General features: G+C 37.5%; 28 protein-coding genes and 1 tRNA gene. 19 read left to right on the top strand and 10 right to left on the bottom strand.

Annotated features, from left to right (window positions below; all coding sequences use genetic code 11):
* The first annotated feature begins 1 nt into the window (after position 1).
* From urtC to R8G33_02660, 18 genes are all read left to right on the top strand, one after another.
* Entirely contained in the window at positions 2 to 1,078 is a 1,077-nt protein-coding gene (urtC, locus tag R8G33_02745) for an urea ABC transporter permease subunit UrtC (protein ID MDW3094572.1), read from the top strand.
* 2 nt (positions 1,079 to 1,080) lie between these two features.
* Positions 1,081 to 1,824, top strand: coding sequence for an urea ABC transporter ATP-binding protein UrtD (gene urtD, locus R8G33_02740; protein ID MDW3094571.1), 744 nt, complete (start codon positions 1,081 to 1,083; stop codon positions 1,822 to 1,824).
* A 1-nt stretch (position 1,825) separates the two neighbouring features.
* Entirely contained in the window at positions 1,826 to 2,521 is a 696-nt protein-coding gene (gene urtE, locus R8G33_02735) for an urea ABC transporter ATP-binding subunit UrtE (protein ID MDW3094570.1), read from the top strand.
* A 405-nt stretch (positions 2,522 to 2,926) separates the two neighbouring features.
* Positions 2,927 to 3,376 (top strand): N,N-dimethylformamidase, small subunit, encoded by a 450-nt coding sequence (locus tag R8G33_02730; protein ID MDW3094569.1) that lies wholly within the window; start codon positions 2,927 to 2,929, stop codon positions 3,374 to 3,376.
* A gap of 45 nt (positions 3,377 to 3,421) precedes the next feature.
* Positions 3,422 to 5,821, top strand: a complete 2,400-nt coding sequence (locus R8G33_02725) for a DUF6605 domain-containing protein (protein ID MDW3094568.1) — start codon at positions 3,422 to 3,424, stop codon at positions 5,819 to 5,821.
* Between the two features lie 123 nt (positions 5,822 to 5,944).
* A complete protein-coding gene (locus R8G33_02720; GenBank protein ID MDW3094567.1) occupies positions 5,945 to 7,108 on the top strand; it encodes a hypothetical protein in 1,164 nt (387 codons plus the stop codon).
* Between the two features lie 24 nt (positions 7,109 to 7,132).
* On the top strand, positions 7,133 to 7,822 hold the full coding sequence (locus tag R8G33_02715; protein MDW3094566.1) for a tetratricopeptide repeat protein: 690 nt from the start codon (positions 7,133 to 7,135) through the stop codon (positions 7,820 to 7,822).
* A 22-nt stretch (positions 7,823 to 7,844) separates the two neighbouring features.
* A complete protein-coding gene (locus R8G33_02710; protein ID MDW3094565.1) occupies positions 7,845 to 8,150 on the top strand; it encodes a hypothetical protein in 306 nt (101 codons plus the stop codon).
* A 116-nt stretch (positions 8,151 to 8,266) separates the two neighbouring features.
* The gene (locus R8G33_02705; protein MDW3094564.1) at positions 8,267 to 9,589 is read left to right on the top strand and encodes a hypothetical protein; all 1,323 of its coding nucleotides are present in this window, start codon (positions 8,267 to 8,269) and stop codon (positions 9,587 to 9,589) included.
* A 2-nt stretch (positions 9,590 to 9,591) separates the two neighbouring features.
* Positions 9,592 to 10,041 carry an urease accessory protein UreE gene (gene ureE, locus R8G33_02700; GenBank protein MDW3094563.1) on the top strand — a complete coding sequence of 150 codons (450 nt, stop codon included), beginning with the start codon at positions 9,592 to 9,594 and terminating at the stop codon, positions 10,039 to 10,041.
* A complete protein-coding gene (locus tag R8G33_02695; GenBank protein MDW3094562.1) occupies positions 10,034 to 10,714 on the top strand; it encodes an urease accessory UreF family protein in 681 nt (226 codons plus the stop codon). Before ureE ends, R8G33_02695 begins: the two co-directional genes overlap by 8 nt.
* 32 nt (positions 10,715 to 10,746) lie before the next feature.
* Positions 10,747 to 11,448, top strand: a complete 702-nt coding sequence (locus R8G33_02690) for an urease subunit gamma (GenBank protein MDW3094561.1) — start codon at positions 10,747 to 10,749, stop codon at positions 11,446 to 11,448.
* Positions 11,449 to 11,450: 2 nt separating this feature from the next.
* Positions 11,451 to 13,163, top strand: a complete 1,713-nt coding sequence (ureC, locus tag R8G33_02685) for an urease subunit alpha (protein MDW3094560.1) — start codon at positions 11,451 to 11,453, stop codon at positions 13,161 to 13,163.
* A complete protein-coding gene (gene ureG / locus R8G33_02680; protein ID MDW3094559.1) occupies positions 13,160 to 13,786 on the top strand; it encodes an urease accessory protein UreG in 627 nt (208 codons plus the stop codon). Before ureC ends, ureG begins: the two co-directional genes overlap by 4 nt.
* Before the next feature lie 14 nt (positions 13,787 to 13,800).
* A complete protein-coding gene (locus tag R8G33_02675; GenBank protein MDW3094558.1) occupies positions 13,801 to 14,610 on the top strand; it encodes an urease accessory protein UreD in 810 nt (269 codons plus the stop codon).
* A gap of 14 nt (positions 14,611 to 14,624) precedes the next feature.
* Positions 14,625 to 14,801 carry a hypothetical protein gene (locus R8G33_02670; GenBank protein MDW3094557.1) on the top strand — a complete coding sequence of 59 codons (177 nt, stop codon included), beginning with the start codon at positions 14,625 to 14,627 and terminating at the stop codon, positions 14,799 to 14,801.
* A gap of 200 nt (positions 14,802 to 15,001) precedes the next feature.
* Entirely contained in the window at positions 15,002 to 15,355 is a 354-nt protein-coding gene (locus R8G33_02665; protein ID MDW3094556.1) for a hypothetical protein, read from the top strand.
* A gap of 26 nt (positions 15,356 to 15,381) precedes the next feature.
* Positions 15,382 to 16,053 (top strand): phenylalanine--tRNA ligase beta subunit-related protein, encoded by a 672-nt coding sequence (locus R8G33_02660; GenBank protein ID MDW3094555.1) that lies wholly within the window; start codon positions 15,382 to 15,384, stop codon positions 16,051 to 16,053.
* 9 nt (positions 16,054 to 16,062) lie between these two features.
* Here R8G33_02660 and R8G33_02655 read toward each other — a convergent pair whose 3' ends face one another.
* The 10 genes from R8G33_02655 to R8G33_02610 form a co-directional block, all read right to left on the bottom strand.
* Positions 16,063 to 16,485, bottom strand: coding sequence for a gamma-glutamylcyclotransferase family protein (locus tag R8G33_02655; GenBank protein MDW3094554.1), 423 nt, complete (start codon positions 16,483 to 16,485; stop codon positions 16,063 to 16,065).
* A 16-nt stretch (positions 16,486 to 16,501) separates the two neighbouring features.
* Positions 16,502 to 16,951 (bottom strand): GNAT family N-acetyltransferase, encoded by a 450-nt coding sequence (locus tag R8G33_02650; protein ID MDW3094553.1) that lies wholly within the window; start codon positions 16,949 to 16,951, stop codon positions 16,502 to 16,504.
* A gap of 87 nt (positions 16,952 to 17,038) precedes the next feature.
* A complete protein-coding gene (locus R8G33_02645; protein MDW3094552.1) occupies positions 17,039 to 17,440 on the bottom strand; it encodes a hypothetical protein in 402 nt (133 codons plus the stop codon).
* 454 nt (positions 17,441 to 17,894) lie between these two features.
* Positions 17,895 to 19,361, bottom strand: coding sequence for a YdiU family protein (locus tag R8G33_02640; protein ID MDW3094551.1), 1,467 nt, complete (start codon positions 19,359 to 19,361; stop codon positions 17,895 to 17,897).
* Positions 19,362 to 19,662: 301 nt separating this feature from the next.
* Positions 19,663 to 19,752, bottom strand: a tRNA-Ser gene (locus R8G33_02635).
* 30 nt (positions 19,753 to 19,782) lie between these two features.
* Positions 19,783 to 20,814, bottom strand: coding sequence for a tyrosine-type recombinase/integrase (locus R8G33_02630; protein ID MDW3094550.1), 1,032 nt, complete (start codon positions 20,812 to 20,814; stop codon positions 19,783 to 19,785).
* Entirely contained in the window at positions 20,730 to 21,026 is a 297-nt protein-coding gene (locus R8G33_02625; protein MDW3094549.1) for a helix-turn-helix domain-containing protein, read from the bottom strand. Before R8G33_02625 ends, R8G33_02630 begins: the two co-directional genes overlap by 85 nt.
* Entirely contained in the window at positions 21,027 to 21,236 is a 210-nt protein-coding gene (locus R8G33_02620) for a hypothetical protein (protein MDW3094548.1), read from the bottom strand.
* Positions 21,229 to 21,744, bottom strand: coding sequence for a hypothetical protein (locus tag R8G33_02615; protein ID MDW3094547.1), 516 nt, complete (start codon positions 21,742 to 21,744; stop codon positions 21,229 to 21,231). Before R8G33_02615 ends, R8G33_02620 begins: the two co-directional genes overlap by 8 nt.
* Positions 21,744 to 22,043 (bottom strand): hypothetical protein, encoded by a 300-nt coding sequence (locus R8G33_02610; protein MDW3094546.1) that lies wholly within the window; start codon positions 22,041 to 22,043, stop codon positions 21,744 to 21,746. Before R8G33_02610 ends, R8G33_02615 begins: the two co-directional genes overlap by 1 nt.
* Before the next feature lie 207 nt (positions 22,044 to 22,250).
* Here R8G33_02610 and R8G33_02605 point away from each other — a divergent pair, with 207 nt between their 5' ends.
* Positions 22,251 to 22,706 (top strand): hypothetical protein, encoded by a 456-nt coding sequence (locus R8G33_02605; GenBank protein MDW3094545.1) that lies wholly within the window; start codon positions 22,251 to 22,253, stop codon positions 22,704 to 22,706.
* The last annotated feature ends 3 nt before the right edge of the window (positions 22,707 to 22,709 follow it).

Genomic DNA, 22,709 nt, shown 5'->3' with positions numbered 1-22,709 from the left:
AATGACTGGAAATTTGTATCACAATCGCAAGGCACAGTGGGCAGTTTATATTGCAATATTTGCTGCACTGGCTTTGCTTCCTTTTTTCGCCGATAACCCTTTTACATTAAATCAATTTGCTAGATATATCATTCTGGCGCTCACTGCAGTATCTGTCTCCTTAGTGTGGGGTTACGGAGGAATACTAAGCTTAGGTCAAGGCATTGCATTTGGAATGGGTGCCTATGGAATGGCAGCAACAATGCAAATGCAGTTTCAGGATCCCGAGAGTGATCCAATACCGACATTTATGCTAACCAACGAATTAGAAACATTACCAACAATTTGGGAACCGTTCTGGTCAACACCGATTGGTTTAGCACTAGCTGTAGGAATACCCACATTATTATTTTTATTTTTCGGATACATGATGTTTCAAGCTCGTGTTGCAGGTGTCTTTGTAGCAATAATGACATTAGCTATGCTTGCCGCCTGGTACGCTGTTGTATACGACATGCAGCCTTTTACCGCTGGTTTCAATGGAATTTCACCGCCCAATTACTTTGAAATTTTCGGAACTTCAATAGACCCATACAGTACTACGGCGTATTGGATCTGTGTGGGATTTTTAGTTGTGATTACACTGGCATCTAAATTTATTCTGCATACAAAATTTGGCCTAATCGTACAGTCGATGAGAGATGATCCAGAGCGCGCACGTTTTCTAGGTTATAGCGTTGCCTATTACCAAACAGTGCTATTTACTATTTCTGGGTTTATTGCAGCATGTGCAGGAATACTCTGGGTAATGATTACTCAATACGTGTCTCCTACTTCTATGGAAATTGTTTTAAGTATTTCAATGGTAATTTGGGCTGCTGTAGGTGGTCGCACTTCACTCCTCGGTGCAATAATTGGCGCATTCTTAATTAACCTTGGACAAAGTTATGCTGGCGATGAATTTCAGACTTATTGGACAATCATACTTGGAATTGTCTTCCTGATTGTTGTTTTATTCTTACCCAAAGGCCTGACTGGGCTGTTTGAATTAATAATTGGGAAATTTTCTCGTGCAACTAATGGAACAGGAACAACATAACAATGCCTATACTAGAATTAAAGGAAGTTACTAAAGCTTATAATGACTTTAAAGTTATTGATGGATTTAACTTCAGTGTAGACCAAGGTGAATTGCGTTGTTTAATTGGCCCAAATGGCGCCGGCAAAACAACTTCGATTGACTTAATCACAGGCCGGCAAAAACTTTCCTCAGGTGAAGTTTACTTTGATGGAAAAAGAATCACAAAATTGATGGAAAGAGAAATATGTATTCATGGCATAGGAAGAAAATTTCAGGTGCCTGCAGTATTTAAAGATTTAACTGTGCGTGAAAATTTTGAAGTCGCTCTAACTGATAAACGTGGACCATTTCAGAACATGAATCCATTCCAAAAAAATCGGGGAAGGAAACATTTTAACGATATCATTGAATTAGCTGATTTAGGTGACCGCCTTGATATTCCAGCAGGTTTTCTTTCTCACGGAGAAACACAGTGGTTGGAAATTGGTATGGTGCTAATGCAAAAGCCTCGTTTACTTCTTATGGATGAGCCTACTGCGGGTATGACTGAACAAGAAACTGAAAAAACCTCAAAAATATTCAAAGAATTAAAGGGCGAACACACTTTAGTTGTCGTTGAACATGACATGAAATTTGTTCGAAGCATTGCAGATAGAATCTCGGTAATGCACCAAGGAAAAATGCTCGCGGAAGGCACAGTGACTGAAATCGAGCAACACGAGAAAGTCAAAGAAGTTTATCTTGGAACAGAAGGCATACACTAATATGTTAGAACTTGCGAATGTAAACTCATATTATGGCAAGACCCCAATCATACAGGGCATTAATTTTTCTTTGAAAAAGGGCCAATGCTTATGTGTATTAGGTCGTAATGGAGTAGGTAAAACTACATTGCTACGCACCATCATGGGTTTAACTACCAGCATGGATGGAGAACTATTAATAAACGGGACTGATTACGCAAAAAAACAAACGCATTTAAGAGCGAATGCTGGATTGGGCTATGTACCACAAGGCCGAAGAATACTTGGTAAATTTAGCGTACGAGAAAATATTGTTTTGGGGACATTCGCGCGAGATGATAATAATAATACTCTACCAAGTTCCTGTTTGAAGCTTTTCCCTTACCTTGCGGAAAATCTAGATAAACGTGCAGGTCTACTGTCAGGTGGTCAGCAACAGCAACTTGCCATTGCAAGAGCTCTAGCAACAGATCCCGGAATATTATTACTTGATGAACCTACTGAAGGTATTCAACCTAATATTGTCGAAGAAATTCAAAATACATTGCATCATTTAAATAAAGAAATGGGCATGACATTAATATTGACAGAGCAGCATATAAAAATTGCAAAAAAACTCGCTGACGTCTTTATTATTATGGATATTGGTCGAGCAGTAGCTCAGGGGCCAATTGAAGAACTAACGGACGAACTCATCAATCAGCATCTGACCATATAATTCATTAAGTATTACTTAGTTAATAATTTTAACTTATAGAATTTTTTAAAACTTATTTTTAAGTGACATTGTTATCTGATTGATATAGATAATAATTTTAATTCATTAAGCGTTTATTTTTCAAACGTATATTCCTATCTATACAGTACTTTAAGAACTCTTCCGCTTAAAATTCGATTAAAAGATTTCCATTTTTATAGTAGCTGGTTTGTTGATACCTAGTTTGTTGACCCATACGCGAATATATGATTCACTTATGCCATAAGACAGTAGCCTACTGGCCAGTTCTTAGTGCTAAAGGTCTATCATATTGACGTCAAATATCACTGCAAATGGACCCTATATTTACAGACATGTCACAACATAATCGGCGTTGAATCATTCAACAATTTTGGAGGCAGTAACATGATTTCTATACCTAAAAAAGGAACTCCTGAGCGAGAAAGACTTATCGCGACACACAAGGAATGTATCGAGTCAATGAAAGGTGTACCAGGTTGCACCATCATGAAGTGTGAAACTCAGGGAGATACCACTGTCGTTAGTGGCGGTTTTCAAGAAGATCCTTTACTCAATAAAGTTTTAATCCGCATGCGCACAGCAATGCCAGGAAACTTTGGAGGAAAGCTTGTAGTCGTTTGTACAAAAGTAGAAAAAGAATGGCGAATTGCGCGCCTAGCTGGTGTACGTGGTGTACCACCAGAATTTGTTAATGACAAAGTTTACGACAATGAGCAAGACCCTCAACACGACATTTTCTTAATGCGCTTAGACGAGTTAGACGCGGAAGATGGTTATCCAGAACACTTCAATGAAGGCTGGAAGCGTCGTAACGATAACTGGACCGTAACCTAATACGGCACTTTAACAAATAATTCTTTATATAAGGGGAATGAGCATATGTGTGCTATGAGATTAACGGGTTACGCTGACAAATTCGGTGTCAATCCAGGTAAAACAATTAAATTCCATGTCAATTGTGATGGCCCAAAAAAATACGATTGTCAAATTGTAAAAATGATTCACGCTGACACCAACCCTCGAGGACCAGGATTAATAGAAGAAGCAGTTGATGCTGATTGTAACGGGCAATATAAAGGACGCCCACAAACGATCTATAGTGGTTCTTATGGATATGTAGAAGATAACAAACACTTGCAAGTTGAATCATTCACTATGCAGTGCTGGATATGGCCCACCACTCCAAAAACTCATCCTAAATACTGGCGTCATGGCGCTCAAGGTTTAATGACTAAATGGTGTGATGGCAAAGGTTATGGATTGTTTCTGAATGAAGACGGGTGTGTTGAACTACGAATCAATGGAAAAACTATTACAACAGGTGCGCCAGTACGAGACCATGCATGGCATTTTGTAGCCGCATCTTTTGATGCGTCCACTGGTGAAGCTACCTTGTATCATGAGCCACAAATTCAATACGCACTTGACCCTGACATCCCACCTGTTAGCAAGAAAATCAAAGAAAAAGTAAGTCATACAGCAGGTGTTCCATTTGCAGTAGCAGCTTATGCAGGCGGTGCGGATTCTGACCCACAAGCTCAGGCATCTCGTCCAGCAGGTATGGTAATGGCGGGACATTACAATGGAAAAATTGATAGTCCTCGCCTATGTCGTAGAGCATTAAGTCGTGAAGAAATTGAAACCATGAAGTTAGGTGCTCAACCTGGTTTAACGGAAAGACGGCATAGTGGACCTACTGGCCCTCTATCAGAAGCTCTCGTAGGTTCTTGGGATTTTTCTGATGGTATTAATACTGCTGTTGGCACCGATCATGGCCCATATCTATATCACTTAGACATTGTTAACTGCCCTACTCGTGCAATGACTGGTTATAATTTTTCTGGTCATAATTTTGATTGGAAACATGCTCCAAAGGAATACGGTGCAATACATTTTCATGATGACGATGTGGATGATGCACGTTGGGATGTTGATTTTGAGTGGAATGTTCCAGAAGGTACCAGTAGTAAATTCTACGCGGCTAAACTCACTACCAGTGATGGTGATGAAGACTATATACCATTTTGGGTTGTCCCTGAAGTGGGTAAAGAACAATCCAAAATTGCTGTAATGGTCCCAACAATTAGCTACATGGCTTATGCAAATGAGCATTTAGCTAATAATGCTGGTGGTGCAGAATTACTTGTGTACCGCGTACCAATTATGCAAGATCAAAATATGTTCTTAAGTGAGCATCGTGAGTATGGAGGTTCAATTTACGATACACATACTGATGGTAGTGGCTTATGTTTATCATCACGATTACGTCCAATCTTAAGCATTCGACCTAAGTATGATCACTTCTTAATGCAAGCTCCTTGGCAGTATCCAGCTGACCTGCATTTAATATATTGGCTAGAAGAAATGGGCTATGAGTATGATTGCATCATGGATGAAGATGTTAATTATGATGGCCTTGCTAGACTTGAAAATTACAATGTCGTCATAACTGGCTCTCACCCAGAGCATAATAGTGGTCCACAATTAGATGCGTTACATAACTACACTCAACAAGGTGGACGTTTAATGTATATGGGTGCTGATGCATGGTACTGGATTCATTCTTACCATCCTGCTTACGAGCATTTGGGACGTGGAGTTATTACAGAGATGCGTCGTTGCGAATCAGGTATTCGTACTTGGCGAGCAGACCCTGGTGAGTATTATCACCAAGGTACTGGTGAACTTGGTGGCATGTGGCGTTATCGTGGTAGATACTTACACTCAGTTGCTGGCACAGGAATGTCATCAGAAGGTTTTGACATTTCATCTTACTACTCACGAACCTATGAAAGTAATGACCCTCGAATCTCTTGGGCATTTGATGGCATCGACTACGATGAGAAGATCGGTAACTTTGGTCTTGTAGGTGGCGGAGCAGCTGGAACCGAACTTGATATTGTCGACACCATGCTAGGTTCACCACCGCATACATTAGTAGGCGCTACTTCCGCAGGGCGTCACACTGAAGCCTATCTTTTAGTGATGGAGGACTACGGCTTTAGTCAACAAGGTATCGACGGTACTCAACATCCACGAGTTAGATCCGATATTGCCTTCCATGAAACTCCAAATGGAGGTGGTTGTTTCGCATTTAGTTCCATCGCATTTTGTGGATCTCTTCCTTGGAACAATGGAAAAAATAACATTTCTACACTAGTAGGTAATGTGCTTGATAGATTCTCCAAAGATGGTCCATTACCAGATGCTCCTAAAGATGCATACATACATCGTGGACGCGCTGATCATGATCCAGCGATGAATAAGAAGAACAAATAAGCGCAATCAACAAGTGACTAAGATTCATTTCTCTTAGCATTTCTTGTCGGTAATTTAGAGCTTCAGTGACATAAATGTCACTGAAGCTCTAATTAAGGAATAAAGTTAACGAGGTGTAAATTTATGGTCTATCACCCAGATCTTGGCTATGTAGAAAATGGGATCGACTTTACTGATACAGGATTATATAAAACTGCAATTCGAGATTTTGGCCAAGCCACTATCTTGCCCTCTTTTTCATATCAATCAAAAATCTTCAGTGACCTAGAAGACGAGAAATTATGGACACGCAGTTGGATTGCTATCGGCACAACGCACCAAATTCCTAACATTGGTGATTTGTTACCATTTACAGTAGGTCGCCATGGGCTACATGTACAAAGACAAGAAGATGGCAGTCTGATAGGACGCTTCAACAAAGCCCAACATGGAGGTTGTCGCGCCATACCTGCACAATGCCAAACAGGCAAAAAAACCAAATGCTCATTTACCTCATGTGGCTATAGCCGTGACCGTCAGACAATTCGAGTAGAAGAGATAGGCGAAAATACACCAACAATGCATCAGTATCTTGGTCTTATCCCTGAAAGATTATTGCCAGTCAAAGTAGAAACACTAGGACCATATATTTTTGTCAATCTTGACCCCGACAGTAAAAGTTTAAACGAAGAATTTTCCAGCATACCTGAAAGTATAGATTTCAACAGCATCACTAACCTTGATCTACAAACAGATCAATGGTTTGAGTGTGCTTCAAATTGGAAACTTATTGGTAGAGCATTTTATGATTCAGATAACAATAAACAAAATCTAGAAGTAAAAGAACTCTCTCAAGATACAACTCATTTTCACGCAACAGATGTATTAATATCTGAAGCAGATAATAATGACAATCTTTTAAAAGCTGATATTTATTGGTTATTTCCCAATTTGCTTATCGTTGATACATTAACTCACATTTTCAGTGTCATCCTTCAGCCAACCAGCATGCAAGAAAGCTTATTACGTGCATGTGTTTTCAATAAAAATGATACTGACCAAGGAAATGATTCCATACCAAAAGAAATATTAAATTTTATTGAACTAATACAATCTAGAACAAAATCTTTTCAGGATATAACTGGAAAAATAAATTCTCCAAGTTCTTCTGAACTGAATAATAAAACAATGCCACTAGAAAATAATATAGCTGGATATGTATTTCAGAAATACGTCGCTAAAACAGTTACTACTATGCATGAGTATTATTGGAATGCACCGCTGTTTACAAATAATCCAGTCGCTTAAGAAATAGATAAAGAGAGGTTATACATGATGAGTGAGCAAAATAATCTAGAGTTAGAACAAGCTAGACAAGCTTACACACAAGGTGATTTTAAAAAAGCACGAGACATTTGGGAAACACAAGCCGAAGCTGGAACTGCTGAAGCTCAAGCATGGTTAGGCTCTATGTATGCAAATGGTGATGGTGTAGATGTCGACAACACAACAGCATTGGCTTGGTATGAAAAAGCTGCTCATCAAAATCATGCAATGGCACAAGCAAATGTTGGCGCAATGTATTTTATGGGGCAAGGATCAGAAAAGAATGTTTCTTCTGCGATCAAATGGCTTAAAGCAGCAGCGGACAATAATGACGTAAATGGTTTATTTAATTTAGCAGTAATATATTCCAAGGGCGAAGATGTAGATGAGGATCAAGAACAAGCTGCAGAATTATACCGTAAAGCAGCAGAACAAGGGCATTACCCTTCACAGTCACGGCTAGGCTATATGTATGCTCACGGACAAGGAGTAGAGAAAGACCGTATTCTCGCATATTTATGGTTAACACTAGCTTCACAGCATGGAATAGGAACTGCGCTAGCCGCTCTAGAAACTGTAGTCAAAAGCATGTCTTCAGAAGAAAAAGCAATGGGTGCAACATTAGTTGAACAATGGCGAAATAAAACTGGTTCTGACCGCATGCAAGTTGCTTTAAACCCCACGCCGTCCAATTAATTTATATAAGCAGTGAAAACATATGATTTATAGCGTACAACAAATAAAATATGAAATACTTGCATACATAAAAGAATTTGGGGGCGATTTTAGCGATTGGTATGTAGGGGTTTCTGCAGATCCAAAGAATGAAATGTTTAATCAACATCATGTTGATAAAGAAGATGATATATGGCTGTACAAACAAGCCTTGACATTTAAAGCATGTAAAACAGTACAGGAATATTTTCTTGAAAAGTTAAATACTGATGGCAAATCAGTTATTAATGGGACTGAAGATACTGACTGTGTGTTTTTATACAAAAAAAGTAATCGGACAAGTCCGTGATAGTCATTCCAGCAACTAGTCTTATATATCATCATTTAAATGATATAACTGTAAATTTAGAACGATAAAAAATGAGAGTTACAGCAAAAACTTCTGTAACCATAATAGCTTTAACGGTGATTAGTATATTAACAACAATATTATTGTTAATTTCACTTTATCCAATATCTCTACCTTTTCTTTCTAATTTTGTTAGAAATCAATTAGACAACCATTTTCATACATATTATGTAGATTTTGATACATTAAGAACTCGATGGCATCCATTTGAAGGAAAGATAGAATTTCATTTGGATTCAGCTAAGGCTGTAGACTATGGTAATAACAATATAGCTACTGTGCCCGAAGTCATCATTGTAGTAGACACTGACACAATATTCAGAAAACATAAAAAGCTACAATCCGTAGAATTACACAACCCTAAAATTAGTTTAATACGTTCACATGGTGGAGCGTTTAAGTTTGATATTGGCAACACTCACGATGGTTCGTCTGGCAGAATATTAGAAACAATATTAATTCATGTAGCAACAACTCCTAAGATTCATCACCAAAATACTCACGAATCAACCAACATTAAAATTATTAGCTCTGATTTAACATTGGGCGATGAGATTACTGGATCTTTATTACATGCGCCAAATGCGAATATTGAATTAAGCCCTGATGTTAACGGTGTAAATTGTAATTATAAGTTTAATGTATTTGCCAGAGGTGAATACATAAACATCCTAGGTGATTGTCTTTACAATACTAGAAGTAAGAGTTTCAGTCTCTCCATACAACCCGATAAAGTTAGACCAGCATTACTAACTGAATTTTTCCCTCAATTCAGCTACCTCACACCACTGGAAGTCCATTTATCAGGAAATATACAACTAGAATTTGATGACTTACTTAATGCAAAGATGGCAACATTCGATATCACAAGTGACAACGGAACATTAGAAGTAAGTGAAGTACTAGGTAATAACCTAGAAATAAATTCGTTACATGTGATCGGAAGAGCTTTAAATGAATTTTCACATATTGAATTAGATCAGTTATCGATAGATCTCAAAGAAAATAATATACAAGCAGAAGCATTAATTTTAATCGATAAGAGCATACTTGATATTAATTTAAATGCATTCATCAAAGGAAATTCTATTTTAGATTTATTGCCTCATTGGTTTGAATATATTAATTCTGAAGAATTATATTGCATTGAAAACAATGATGAATTATTTCGTCATACCTCGATCTCATTTAATGGCACTTATGATTTAAATCAGGAAAATATCAATGCACTTGGTCATGTTAAATGTCACGAAGTCTTGTTATCGAGCAATACACAAAAATACTCATTAGAAGATTATCTAAATTCAACAATCAAATCAGATTTAAACTTCAGAATTGACGGGGCATTAAATGCACCAAATTTAGTAACGGCTCAATGAAAATGATTGAAATTAATAGCATTCTAGGTCATACACATGATTCTAAATTATCAGATCAACTTCACGACCTCGCCCATAACAATCAAGTTGAATACATATCTCTTGATCATGCTAATTTACAGCGACGCAGATTTCGCGCTAAAACCAACAAGGGTACTGATTGTGCAATAACAATCTCACGTGATGAAAAATTGTCAAACGGTGCCGTTTTAGTACTTGATGAAAATAGAGCTATTGTAGTGAAAATGGTTGATGATCAATGGCTGTCACTACGACCCAAAGATTTATCCGCTGCTATCGAACTGGGTTATTTTGCTGGAAATATGCATTGGCGCGTTAAATTTGATAATCAGCATCTTAATGTTGCACTTGATAATCCAGAAGAAATTTATCTAGAACGATTAAAAGAATTTTTTGATAACAATAAAATAACACGAATAAATCATGACTGAAGAAGAACACATTCTTACTGTTTTACAATTTGGTGATAGTTTTTTTCCATCGGGCGCAGTCTCATTCTCCTGGGGAATTGAAATGCTCAAGGAAGATAACATTATTATGTCAAAAAAAGGTGTGAATGATTTCCTGGAAAATCAACTCATACATAAATGGGCAACTTTTGAGCGAGTCGTAATAGCTCACACATATTTAAGTGCCGACAAAATTAATGACGTTGTTGCTATTGATAAACTTGTCGAAAGTATGACTGTCACTAGTGAATTAAGAGATGGCTCAAAGAGATTAGGCAGTGCATTATTAGCCACTCATACAAAATTAAATACCCCTGGTGCTGAAGAATATCAGCGCCTGATACAAGAAAATTCTGCTCATGGACATTTGCCAGTCATCCATGGATTGATATCAAAATCTATTGGTCAATCAAAAAATTCAGCATTAATTATCTCTGCATATAATTTTTGTGTTGCCATTCTTGGTGCCGCAATAAGACTTGGCATTATAGGGCATATTGATTGCCAAAAGAGCCTTAACAAATTTCGCCCATTAATATCTGAATTAACCACTCAAGATATTCCCAGTTTAGAAAATATTTATGCATTCACTCCGTACGCTGATATTGCGTCAATGCGTCATGAAAATACTAACACTCGACTATTCGCTAATTAATCTATGATCTATATAAGAATTTGGAGGCACTTATGCTACTAACTCCCACAGAATATGAACGTCTAACTATTTTCACATCGGCTGAATTAGCCAGAAAAAGAAGGAAAAAAGGTCTGCTCTTAAATCATCCTGAAGCGACTGCAATTATTGCTGATGAAATTTTAGAAGGAGCGCGTGAAGGACGTACTGTAGCAGACCTTATTGGTTACGGATCTACACTATTGAATACAGATGATGTAATGCCAGGTGTCGATGACATGATGCATATGCTTCAAGTTGAAGCCACATTTCCGGATGGTACAAAGTTAGTCACAGTGCATGAACCTATAAGACCTGGCAAGAAAAAAGCCAAAGGTAAAAATGATGTGACTCCTGGAGAAATTATTCCAGGTGATGGTGATGTATCAATAAACGAGCATAAAAAATCTACTACTTTAAAAGTGATTAATACAGGAGATCGACCAGTCCAGATTGGTAGTCATTTTCACTTTTTTGAAGTCAATCCTGCTTTAGATTTCAAACGAGAAAGTGCATTTGGTAAACATTTAGACATACCTGCAGGTACCGCAGTCAGATTTGAACCTGGAGAGAGCAAAGAAGTTAATTTAGTGGTATTTGGTGGTGCTGGCGAAGTATATGGGCTCAACAGCTTAACTAATGGCTCAACATCAAGCAAAACTAATAAAACTAAAGCGTTGCATGAAGCAAATATTCGTCACTTTAAAGGATCCTAAAAATGATAAAACTCTCGAGAAAAGAATATGCAACTATGTATGGCCCCACTAAGGGTGATGCAGTCAGATTGGGCGATACTTCTTTATTAGCAGAAGTCGAACATGACTATGCTGTGCTAGGTGATGAATGTTTACATGGTGGCGGCAAAACGTTACGCGATGGTCTTGGATTAACTCCTGGCTACGATAGTGCTGCAGGCTCGCTTGATATGTTGGTAAGCAATGCTGTGGTAATTGACCCAGTTCTAGGCATTGTAAAAGCCGACATTGGCATTAAGAATGGCAAAATCGCTGGAGTTGGAAAAGCGGGTAATCCCGCGATTATGGACAATGTAGACCCGAATCTTGTCTGTGGTGCAGCAACTACAGTACGTGATGCAGAGGGACTGATAGCCACACCGGGAGGAATTGATGTCCATGTGCACTTCGATAGTGCCCAACTATGCGAACATGCATTAAGCTCTGGCATTACTACCATGATTGGTGGATCTTTAGGCCCAATAACTGTGGGAATTGACTGCGGTGGCGCATGGAATGTAGGCAAGATGCTACAAGCATCAGAACAATGGCCAATTAATTTTGGTTTTCTAGGTCGAGGCAATTCATCAAAACCAAAATCTTTACTTGATCAACTTGCAGGAGGCTGCTTAGGTTTAAAAATTCATGAAGACTGGGGTGCTATGCCTGCAGTAATAGACACCTGTTTATCAGTGGCTGATGAATTAGATTTTCAAGTGCAACTGCACACCGACACACTCAATGAAAGTGGCTTTGTTGAGCACACACTTGCTGCAATAAATGGTCGCACTATCCATATGTACCATACTGAAGGTGCTGGTGGCGGGCATGCTCCTGACATTATTAGAGTGGCAGGAGAATCTAACTGCCTACCCTCTTCTACAAACCCAACCAATCCATACACAGTCAACACCTTTGATGAACATCTAGACATGACAATGGTTTGCCATCATTTAAATCCAGCAATACCAGAAGATGTTGCTTTCGCCGAAAGTAGAATACGTGCACAAACTATTGCTGCTGAAGATGTGATGCATGATCTAGGCGCTATTTCTATGCTCGGTTCTGACAGTCAAGGTATGGGACGCATTGGAGAAGTCATTTGTAGAACCTGGCAATTAGCTAGCAAAATGAAAGATCAACGCGGTCGGCTTGATGAAGAAAAAACCAAGATGGGCGACAACGAGAGAATAAAACGTTATATCGCCAAATATACAATCAATGCAGCACGGACTTTTGGAATCGAGGAGCACATCGGTTCTTTAGAAGATGGGAAAATTGCTGATATTGTTTTATGGAAGCCAGAATTTTTTGGGATCAAACCAGAACTAATAATCAAAGGTGGATTTATTGTCTGGTCAGCAATGGGTGATAGTGCAGCATCTCTGATGACATGTGAACCTCTTGCCATGCGACCACAATGGGGAGCATTTGGAAACGCCAAACAAAATCTCAGTGTCAATTTTGTTAATCAGACAGCAGTAAACAATAATATAGGTGAAAAATTACAATTACAGAAACAAAATTTAGCAGCTCATGGTACGCGCAAGCTAAACAAAAGTAATATGTTACATAATGACAGTTGCCCTAAAGTGACTGTTAACCCACAAACCTTTGATGTCTATGTCGATGGTGAACTCGCAACATGTGAACCTGCTGAGACTTTACCATTAGCACAAAGGTACATGTTGAGATGAATACATCTACAACACAAAATGGCGCTGCACGTGTAGGAATTGGTGGTCCAGTCGGTTCAGGTAAAACCGCATTGATAGAACAACTAATTCCTTATTTCATTAAAAGGGGCAATAAAATTGCAATTGTCACTAATGATTTAGTCACACAAGAAGATGCTATACGTTTACAACAGTCAGGGTTGCTTGCTCCAGAATTCGTAGTTGCAGTGGAAGCCGGTGCTTGTCCACATACGGTGATTCGTGAAGACCCAACACTCAACATACAAGCCGCCGATAATCTACAACACAAATTCAACGACCTTGATCTTATTATCATTGAAAGTGGAGGAGACAATCTTGCCTCGACCTTTTCATTAGATCTAGTTGATTATTGGATGTTTGTGATAGATACAGCTGAAGGTGACGACATTCCACGTAAACGGGGGCCCGGGATTATTCAATCAGATCTATTGGTAATCAACAAAATTGATATTGCACCTTATGTAGGAGCAAATATTGATTTAATGGTAAAAGAAGGTACAGAAGTAAGAAATAACAAGCCACTCGTACTAACCAATTGCAAAACGGGAGAAGGAATAGAAGAAGTCGCAGAACATATTATTAACAACGTCCTTTTTAGCTAAACTTAAATTATATTATGAGTAAATTAGCACTACAGTTTGCAAACGATATCGAAGGTAAAACTTATCTTCAGAATCAATATGCTTCATATCCGTTTCATATTTGCAGAACACAATATTATGAAAACGACCCATATGGTATGGCAAGTGTCTATATTCAATCCGCTTCAGGAGGCATCTATGAAAATGAAAACTTGTCTACTGATGTGATTGCAAGAGCAAAGTCAAACAGCCATGTTACAACACAAGCTTCCACTATTGTTCATAGCATGCCAAATGGCATGGCACATCAAAATATAAATATAAATGCATCAGATTATGCTTATACAGAATATGTTTCAGATCCCCTGATTTTATTCCCAGACTCAAGTTTACGCTCCAACATTAATGTACATATAGATAGAACAAGTACAGTCGTAGTTGCGGATGCTTTTCTATTACACTTCCTAAATGATGAAGAAGATTTATTTAGGCAATATGAAAGTAGCTTATGTATTTATTCGGAAGATAACGAGCTTCTGACAAAAGACGTATATTTAGCGAATCCAGGAAATTTTGCCCACAATCATCGTAAGCACATAAGCATGGGAACAATCTCAGTAATAGACCGCAACATTATAGATAATTCATTACTAACATCTCTACAGATATTAATGCAGAATAGTAATGACATCTATGGTGGCGCAACGCTATTACCTAATAACTGTGGAATCATAATCAAGTATCTAGCGCCGGACGGTGTTGCGCTAAAGAAAACTATGATTCAATCATGGATGATAATAAGAGAAACTCTCGTCAATATAAAACCAAAAATAAGACGAAAATAGAAAAATAAATTTATATGGCTATCTTATTAATTCTTGTTATTACTATCGGTATACGCCATGCATTGGAAACTGACCATATGGCAGCCGTACTTATATTATCCTCACAATCTAACTCTACTAAAGCAACTGCAAAACAAGGCGCCACGAATAAGTTAGACGATCAATTAATCGATAAATACTTGAAGATATAAAATATTTCTAGGAGAAAATTATGAACATTAAATTAACATATATTTGCCTTTCTTTAACACTACCGTTTATTACTACACCAGCACATTCTCATTCGGGACATACATCTATCTTTCATAGCCATTCAGGCATTGAGTACTTTTTAGCATTGTTTATTATTGGCGGCATAATCTACCATTACATTAAAAAATAGTAGAAGATAATGATCGCTGCTGCACACTCATCCTGGAAGACATGCCAAGAGAACACGCTGTCATTTAAATCATTTTTTATTGGTTTATTGTATGGGGCTGCTGGTTCGGGCGTAATCATTGCAATTATCACTACAAAAATAGATTCAATTTCTTGGAAATTTACCTATATAGCCATATTTAGCTTTTTATTGATCGTGAGCATGGCATTACTCTCAATCTTAATGAGTGTGCCCCTTCAAAATAAAATTCGTATATTCCCCATACGCTATAATAATATTGGCATCGGTGCGATTGCTTTTTTAATAGGAATAATAATGCTTTATTCTTTAAGCTTAGAAATGAATACATTTCCTATAATCTAGCCTTATCTTCTACACGTCTTTTTGTAATGAATTTCAAGGTTTCTGAAGAAGTATCTGCGCTAGGCATTAATGTCATTTTCTTATCCGTCACTTCAATAGATAACTCATTTTTCACTCAAGCATTGAAAAATGAAATCGATGACTATTATAAAATTTTCTCAGAAAAATACACGCTCAATGATTTCGATAATAATCACAATATTGTTGGCTATAAAAAATTACACAACAAGGTTGGTGTGACAGATAAATTACTCACAGCCTCCCCAGAAAGTATCATTAAAATTCTATTGAAACATAAATCATTAAGATCCATTAACCCAATTGTCGATACTTACAATTATATTTCTATTAAGAACAAAATATCCATTGGCGCGCATGACCTAGCGAATATCATTGGCAACGTGGAGCTTAGACTTACAAAAGGAGACGAACATTTTATTCCATTAGGTAAAGATCAGTCGCAAACTATTAATAGCGGAGAGTATTGTTACTTAGACGAAAATGAAGTTATTTGTCGGCTTGATTGTAGACAGTGCGAAAAGACTAAAACATCAAACAAAACTAAGTCATGCTTATTTATACTTCAAGGGAATGAAGCAATCTCTACAAACTTGTTACACTCAACTGCACAGCAATTACTAGATGTAATTACTTCCAATGATTCAAAATCTACACAATATTCTATAACTCAAGCTTAATCAAAAATACTATCTCTCATTAAGGGGAATATAGCGACTATCAGTGTACTTAGGCATATACTCCGAACCAACATGTTTAAGATTTTTTCGTTCATTCATATAGGTATATGCCTCAACATATTCGTCATTTATAATATTCTGAATAGCGATTAATATACGTTTGTAGCCTCTAATGTGATGCGTGCGTTCTAATTTATCTAGTTCAGTAAGTTTTATATCATCGACAGAGTAAAGTTCGCCCACCACTTGATGACCTATGCCCTTTTCCTGTAGGAGCACCGGTGCATACCATTCATTAGCAATAACCAACGGATAGCAATCTACAGTGCGATATTCACCGAGATATTTCTCGAATTTTAGATAATCCTTATGATTTCTATATCCCCGCTTTAACGTCCCATAGATAAAAACATGATTGTTAGCATCATTCATCACTATGAATATTAATTTATGATAATGATTTTCGAAATACCGCCATCGAAGATTGATTAAATCCATGCTTTTTATAAAAGCGATGCGCAATTTCGTTATCAATATCTGTCAGCAATGTGATTCTACGACAACCTTTGCTTTTAGCTAATTCAAATGAATAATCAATCAACTTAGATCCTATACCTCTACCTTGCACAGTCGGACTAACTACCATATCTTCAAGAATTACCACTACACCACCAACAGCCGTCGATATTGTATAAAGCAAATTAACCATTCCTACTACTATAGAATTTTCTGTCGCTATAACAATATCGCCCACTTCAGGGTTATTAATAATCTCACTCAGACCTGCTATTTGTAACTTTTCATTTGGTGCAAACTCTAACTCTTGATTAAAAAGAATTTGAAGAAGTGTACATAACTGAGGTATATCATTAATTTCAGCAGTTCTAATTTTTGTCACTACCTTTCTCGTAGTTAGTCATTAAAGGCATTTACAGCACACAAACATATAAAACTTTTACAACATAAATAAGATTTTATTATTATCTTAGTGTGGAATTGAATAGTTTAACGGTTCGCATAGCATCGCCGTATCACAATAATGTTTGTAAGTATTCAACTTGCCATTTGAGCATGTCCAGAAATGAACAGTTTGCAATTCAACATCTTTCCTAGATTCAGTCGCCTTCGTGCGATACAAACCTTGAACAGCAATATTAGTGTCATCGATTTCAATGTACTTCTGCGGAATGACTTCCCAAAAATCAAAATGTTTACCCAGTTTATCAAAAAATTCTAACGAAGCAGCCAAGCCATTTTGATCGCCCCCATATGGAAAACCTGGCATTATTCCAAATACAAAATCATCAGATAGCACTTCGGATAAATCTCCTCCGCTATTGACTAATTCATAAAATCTCTCAGCTAATTCTCTTACGCTTTTACTCATTACGGCTACCTTTTGAATTTAACATTGATATAAAGAGGCAAATAAAACCACCCATAATGTTCAAGCGAGGTTAGATTCACTCCATGTATGTTAAATTTATTATCAATAAAATTCATTTACTGTCAATAAATATTTATAGCCCCTTAAACCGCCTTAATTCCACTAGTATCGGTGTTTATTGATTAAGTATCTCTAGATTGCAAGATTAACGATTAAAGCCGAAATAAACCTTTATATAAGCTTAGAATCATAGTTTATCGATATTGCTTGCAAAGAGATTTAACTATTTAAACTTTGACTGGCAATATAATCATCTAGATTAACAGCAATCTTGAAAATTAAATAAACCACTTAAAATATAAGGTATTTTATAGTTGGATTATTTAACTTATAAAAGAGGAAATTATAAAAAAACAGTAATTAAATTAAACAGCGGTTCTATTTATTAGAATACTCAAGTACCACAAAAAGTTTTATAGATACCAAATTCTTTAGGTGCAGGTTGAGAATATTCATTTTTACCGGACTGTACAAAATATGGCTGACTTAACACCTCTAAAAGCATTTCAAATTTTGAATAATCCTCATTTAATATTGCCGCTTCAATAGCTTCTTCAACTTTATGATTACGAGGAATATAAATTGGATTCACTTGATTCATTAACTGAACACTTTCTTCAGCAATAATACTCTCATCAGACAATCGATCTTTCCAACGAACTAGCCATTGTTCAAATCTCATAATGTCCGTGAAGTTTTTATGCACAGCCTTTCTATTATCTAGAAGCACATCCGCCAACTCACGGAAGAAGTTAGTATAATCCACTTCGTTTTCATGCAATTGAGCTAGCAAATCATTCATTATTTCCATGTCCCCCTCTTGAGGGTTCTTTAAACCTAATTTAGATCGCATACCATCTAGCCAATATTCAGAATACTTCTCTGGAAATTTATTTAAAACACTTGTTACTAGCTCAATGCCATGTTCTTGATCAGAATTTATTAATGGCAATAAAGTTTCAGCCAATCGGGCTAGATTCCATTGTGCTATCGGCGGTTGATTTTGAAATGCATAGCGACCTTGTTTATCAATAGAGCTATATACTGCTTCAGGATTATAACTATCTATGAATGCACATGGTCCATAATCAATTGTTTCACCAGAAACAGTCATGTTGTCTGTATTCATCACGCCATGCACAAATCCAATTAACATCCATTTACATACTAACAATGCTTGAGAGTCGCACACTTTTTCTAATAATTTCAAATATGGATTATCAGACTGCATTATCTCTGGGTAATGACGCGCAATTGTATAATCTGCAAGTTGGCGAACTTTATCTACTTCTCCACGCGAAGCAAAAAATTGAAATGTACCAATACGAATATGACTTGATGCTACTCTAGTTAAGACCGCACCTGGAATCGGCCTTTCACGCATTATCATTTCACCTGTAGCAACAGCTGCCAATGCACGTGTCGTTGGAATACCTAGCGCATGCATCGCTTCACTTAAAATATATTCACGTAATACCGGCCCTACTCCCGCTTTACCATCACCGCCTCGTGAGTATGGCGTGCGACCAGAACCTTTTAATTGAATATCAAATCGTTTTCCATTCTTATCCAGCACCTCACCTAATAATAGTGCTCGCCCATCACCAAGCTGAGGAGAGAATCCTCCAAACTGATGCCCAGCATATACTTGAGCTAAAGGCGAAGACTCTTGAGGCAATTCGTTGCCAGAGAATATTTTCAGTTGTTCTATTAATGTTGAACTATCTAGATTTAAATTGAGCTGTGCAGCAAGGTCACCATTTAGCTTAATAAGCTTTGGTGAAGGGATAACTGCACTTTGGCACGAACTATAAAACCCTTCTAATTGCTTTGCGTATGTATTATCAAAATTAAATAACATGGAGAAATTGTATATTTGTTTAGGATTGAGTCATTATGAATCAATAGCAGACACAAAAAAGCCCCTACAATGAGGGGCTTGATATAAATTTGGCGGAGAGAGAAGGATTCGAACCCCCGGTCGGTTTAACCCGACAGCTGTCTTGAAGACCGCCGCAATAGGCCACTCTGCCACCTCTCCATTGACACATAATTTACACAAATAATCTTTTTATTACTGTGAAAAAGATCCAGAAATATAATAATTTTTAATAAATTTAAGGCACAGAAAAGTTTCTTGAAAAAGAGACCATATAGTTATCTGGCGGAGAGGGAGGGATTCGAACCCCCGGACGGTTTAACCCGTCAACGGTTTTCAAGACCGCCGCATTCGACCACTCTGCCACCTCTCCAAGTCTTTATATATCAACGTTTTATAACATCTAATGAATGTTATTTCTAGTTCCAGTTAATGGGTTTGTGACAGTTTTGTGCCGGCCGACTAAACGTTCTTGATAGGCCTGCAAGTCGTCACCTGCTAGATGCGCATAGCGTTGTACCATATCTACACTACACCATCCACCCAATTCTTGGATTGTCCTCAAAGGTACTTCTTGTTGCACTAACCAACTCGCATACGTATGCCGAAATGTATGAAATGTCACTTCCTCCAATCCAAGTGACTCACAGGCATTTTTTAAGGTTGTCCTTATCGTACTGATGGGATGACCTTGATAGGTAAACACCGCTTTTATGTGATGGGGTCCTTGATTGATGGCCTCCAAGACAGCCATTGCCTCAGAATTTAATGGTACAGACCGTGCACGACCATTTTTATGCTGGTCAGCATGGATCCAGGCCACTTTTCGCTCCAAATCAATTTGATCCCATGACAGTTTAAAGATGTTGGCGGATCGCAGTCCTGTATGCACCGCAAATCTTACGACCAATGCGGCATGTTCAGGCAGCACTGCTATCAAACGTTCATACTCTTGTGTTGTTAACCACCGCAAGCGACCTTTTGATTCAGGTAATGATCGAATCGCAGGCACGCGTTGTATCCATTCGTACTGAAGATAAGCCTTACGCAACACTGTTTTCAACGTCGTCGTGTAACGATTGACCGTCGCTCCTGTAACGCCTTCACTCAGCTTCTCATCAATGATCGCCTCAATCACATCATTATTGATTTGATCGAGATACAGCTGACCTAATTTTGTATCAAAATAGATCAAATGACGCTGAATGTCTTTCCAGGTACGTTTGGATTGGGCTTCCCGACTGTAACGAATCACCGCTTCTTGCCAGGAACGCCGCGGTTGATCACCCATTACCGCTTGAGAGTACAATTGTGTGCGCAACTTGTGCTCGAGTTTTTCTGCCTCCTTCTTTACTGTCGTTTGAGCAGATTGGCGTATTCGTCTTCCATTGAATTGGAAGTCGATATGCCAGACCTTGTTTCGTTTTCTAACCATCGAATATCTCCTATTTCAAACACCCGACAGCGATCGTCTTGGATAGTATAGCGAGACCGAATCGCATCGAGAAGGTCTTGCTTGATAAATACCCAGGAACGACCAAACTTAGCTGCAGGTATCTGACCTTGACGCGCCAAGTCTCTTGCCGTTTCCTCATGAACGTGCAAGAGATCAGCAGCCTGCTTAACATTAATCGTTTCATCACCCATTTAGTCAATCATTAGACTAAATGGAATTTCTACAACCATATTTATTATCGATGTGTACCTGAATTTCACATCGATTTTACTAGGTGTAGGTATAGGTGTAAGAATAGCTATAACATTAACTAGAGGAATAACAATTACGGTTGCTTTGAGAGCAACCTTAACAATATCTATAACAATTACTGAAACTATCACATGATTAATATTACTCATCTGTTCCACTCCATGGAGACCATGGCTTTGGATCTACTTGAACAGCTAAATCCATATCTGCCTCTATTCGATCAGCACTAATAATGTCTTGTTCAATTGGCATAAGCTCACTAATCACACTGTATTGGAGAGCTTGGTGTATCTCCTTTTTGTCTGAGCTTTTTGTAACTGTATGTACTTTTCCAATTACTATTATTTCCCGATACTTATTTAGATCAATATTATCTATATCAGCATTGTCTCCAAATATAGTGAAGTATTCACGAACTAAATCGCTCTTACGCCCTGACTGAAAATCTCCATTGATTGATGGCCTACCAATATGATTAAGCACATTGTAGTGTCTAGATAACTTGGTTTCTAAATATTCACCTGGCTGGATAATACGAAATGTACATATTGCTTTAGGTGCAATTAAGACTTTTGTTTCATATTCTACAAACTGTACTTTGTATTTTCCCTCAGGAATTTTCACCATACTATCATCACAAACTTTGCATCTACCCATTAGTTCACACTCCTCTTACTATCTAATTTAAGCTTGGAAGGATTATTTGCAGATCTTGCTAATGCTTTTTTTATATAGTTATATCGTTCTGATACATTTGGGTAAGCATTATCTATAACTTGATAATGTTCTTTCGATATAACCCCCCTTAGATCGTCTCTGGTTGCAAGTTTTGAGTACTCTCTCAAGTACAAACACACTGCTTCACCTTCGAGATGAGTACTATTGAGACAATTCTCATCTAGTGGGCAAATGGGTGCGTTACAACTTTCGTACTGTGGACACTCATTTATCTTCATTAAAATGTCGCCTCCTTGCGACGTGGATCTATCCATGCAGTTTAATTAACAATATCTAGCATTAAGACTGATCCTTGATCTTGGCCAATTTGCCTGTATACTATTCATTGTCTATTTATATAGATAATTTACTATATATTTCTACTATAACAAATAATATATGCTTTATTAACCTTATAGCGACTATTATATTGAATATTTAAAATAATGACTCACAATAAGAAATTTCAATCTGATGCGGCAAAACGATATGATCATGCACTGGATAGAGCTGGAGAAGATTACACATCGATAGCAAATCAATTAGACATAGCTAAGCCGACTGCACATTCTTGGTCAGTTGGTGAAAAAATTCTTAATGCGTCTGCGTCAAAAATTTTATTACTTTGCGAGAAACTAAATATTGAAGCCGAGTGGTTAATATTTGGAGTTGGAAGCATGGAACGCACTCATAATTCTAGAGACCTTGAAACAAATATAATCGCGGTAATTCTAGAATCGCTTGATGACTACTCTGAAAATTATGGAACGGGTCTATCGCATCAACAAAAGGCAGCTTATTTAGACATTCTTTACGAGGAAGATCTTGAATACAATCATTCTGATTTACATAAGTACTTTCTTAAAAGAATTAAAAAATTATCAAAATTAAACAACTTATAAATT

This window comes from Gammaproteobacteria bacterium, from assembly GCA_033344735.1.
Lineage (GTDB): Bacteria > Pseudomonadota > Gammaproteobacteria > UBA4575 > UBA4575 > UBA1858.
The sequence above is the reverse complement of the archived record's forward strand: the minus strand, read 5'-3'. Positions and strand labels throughout refer to the sequence as shown.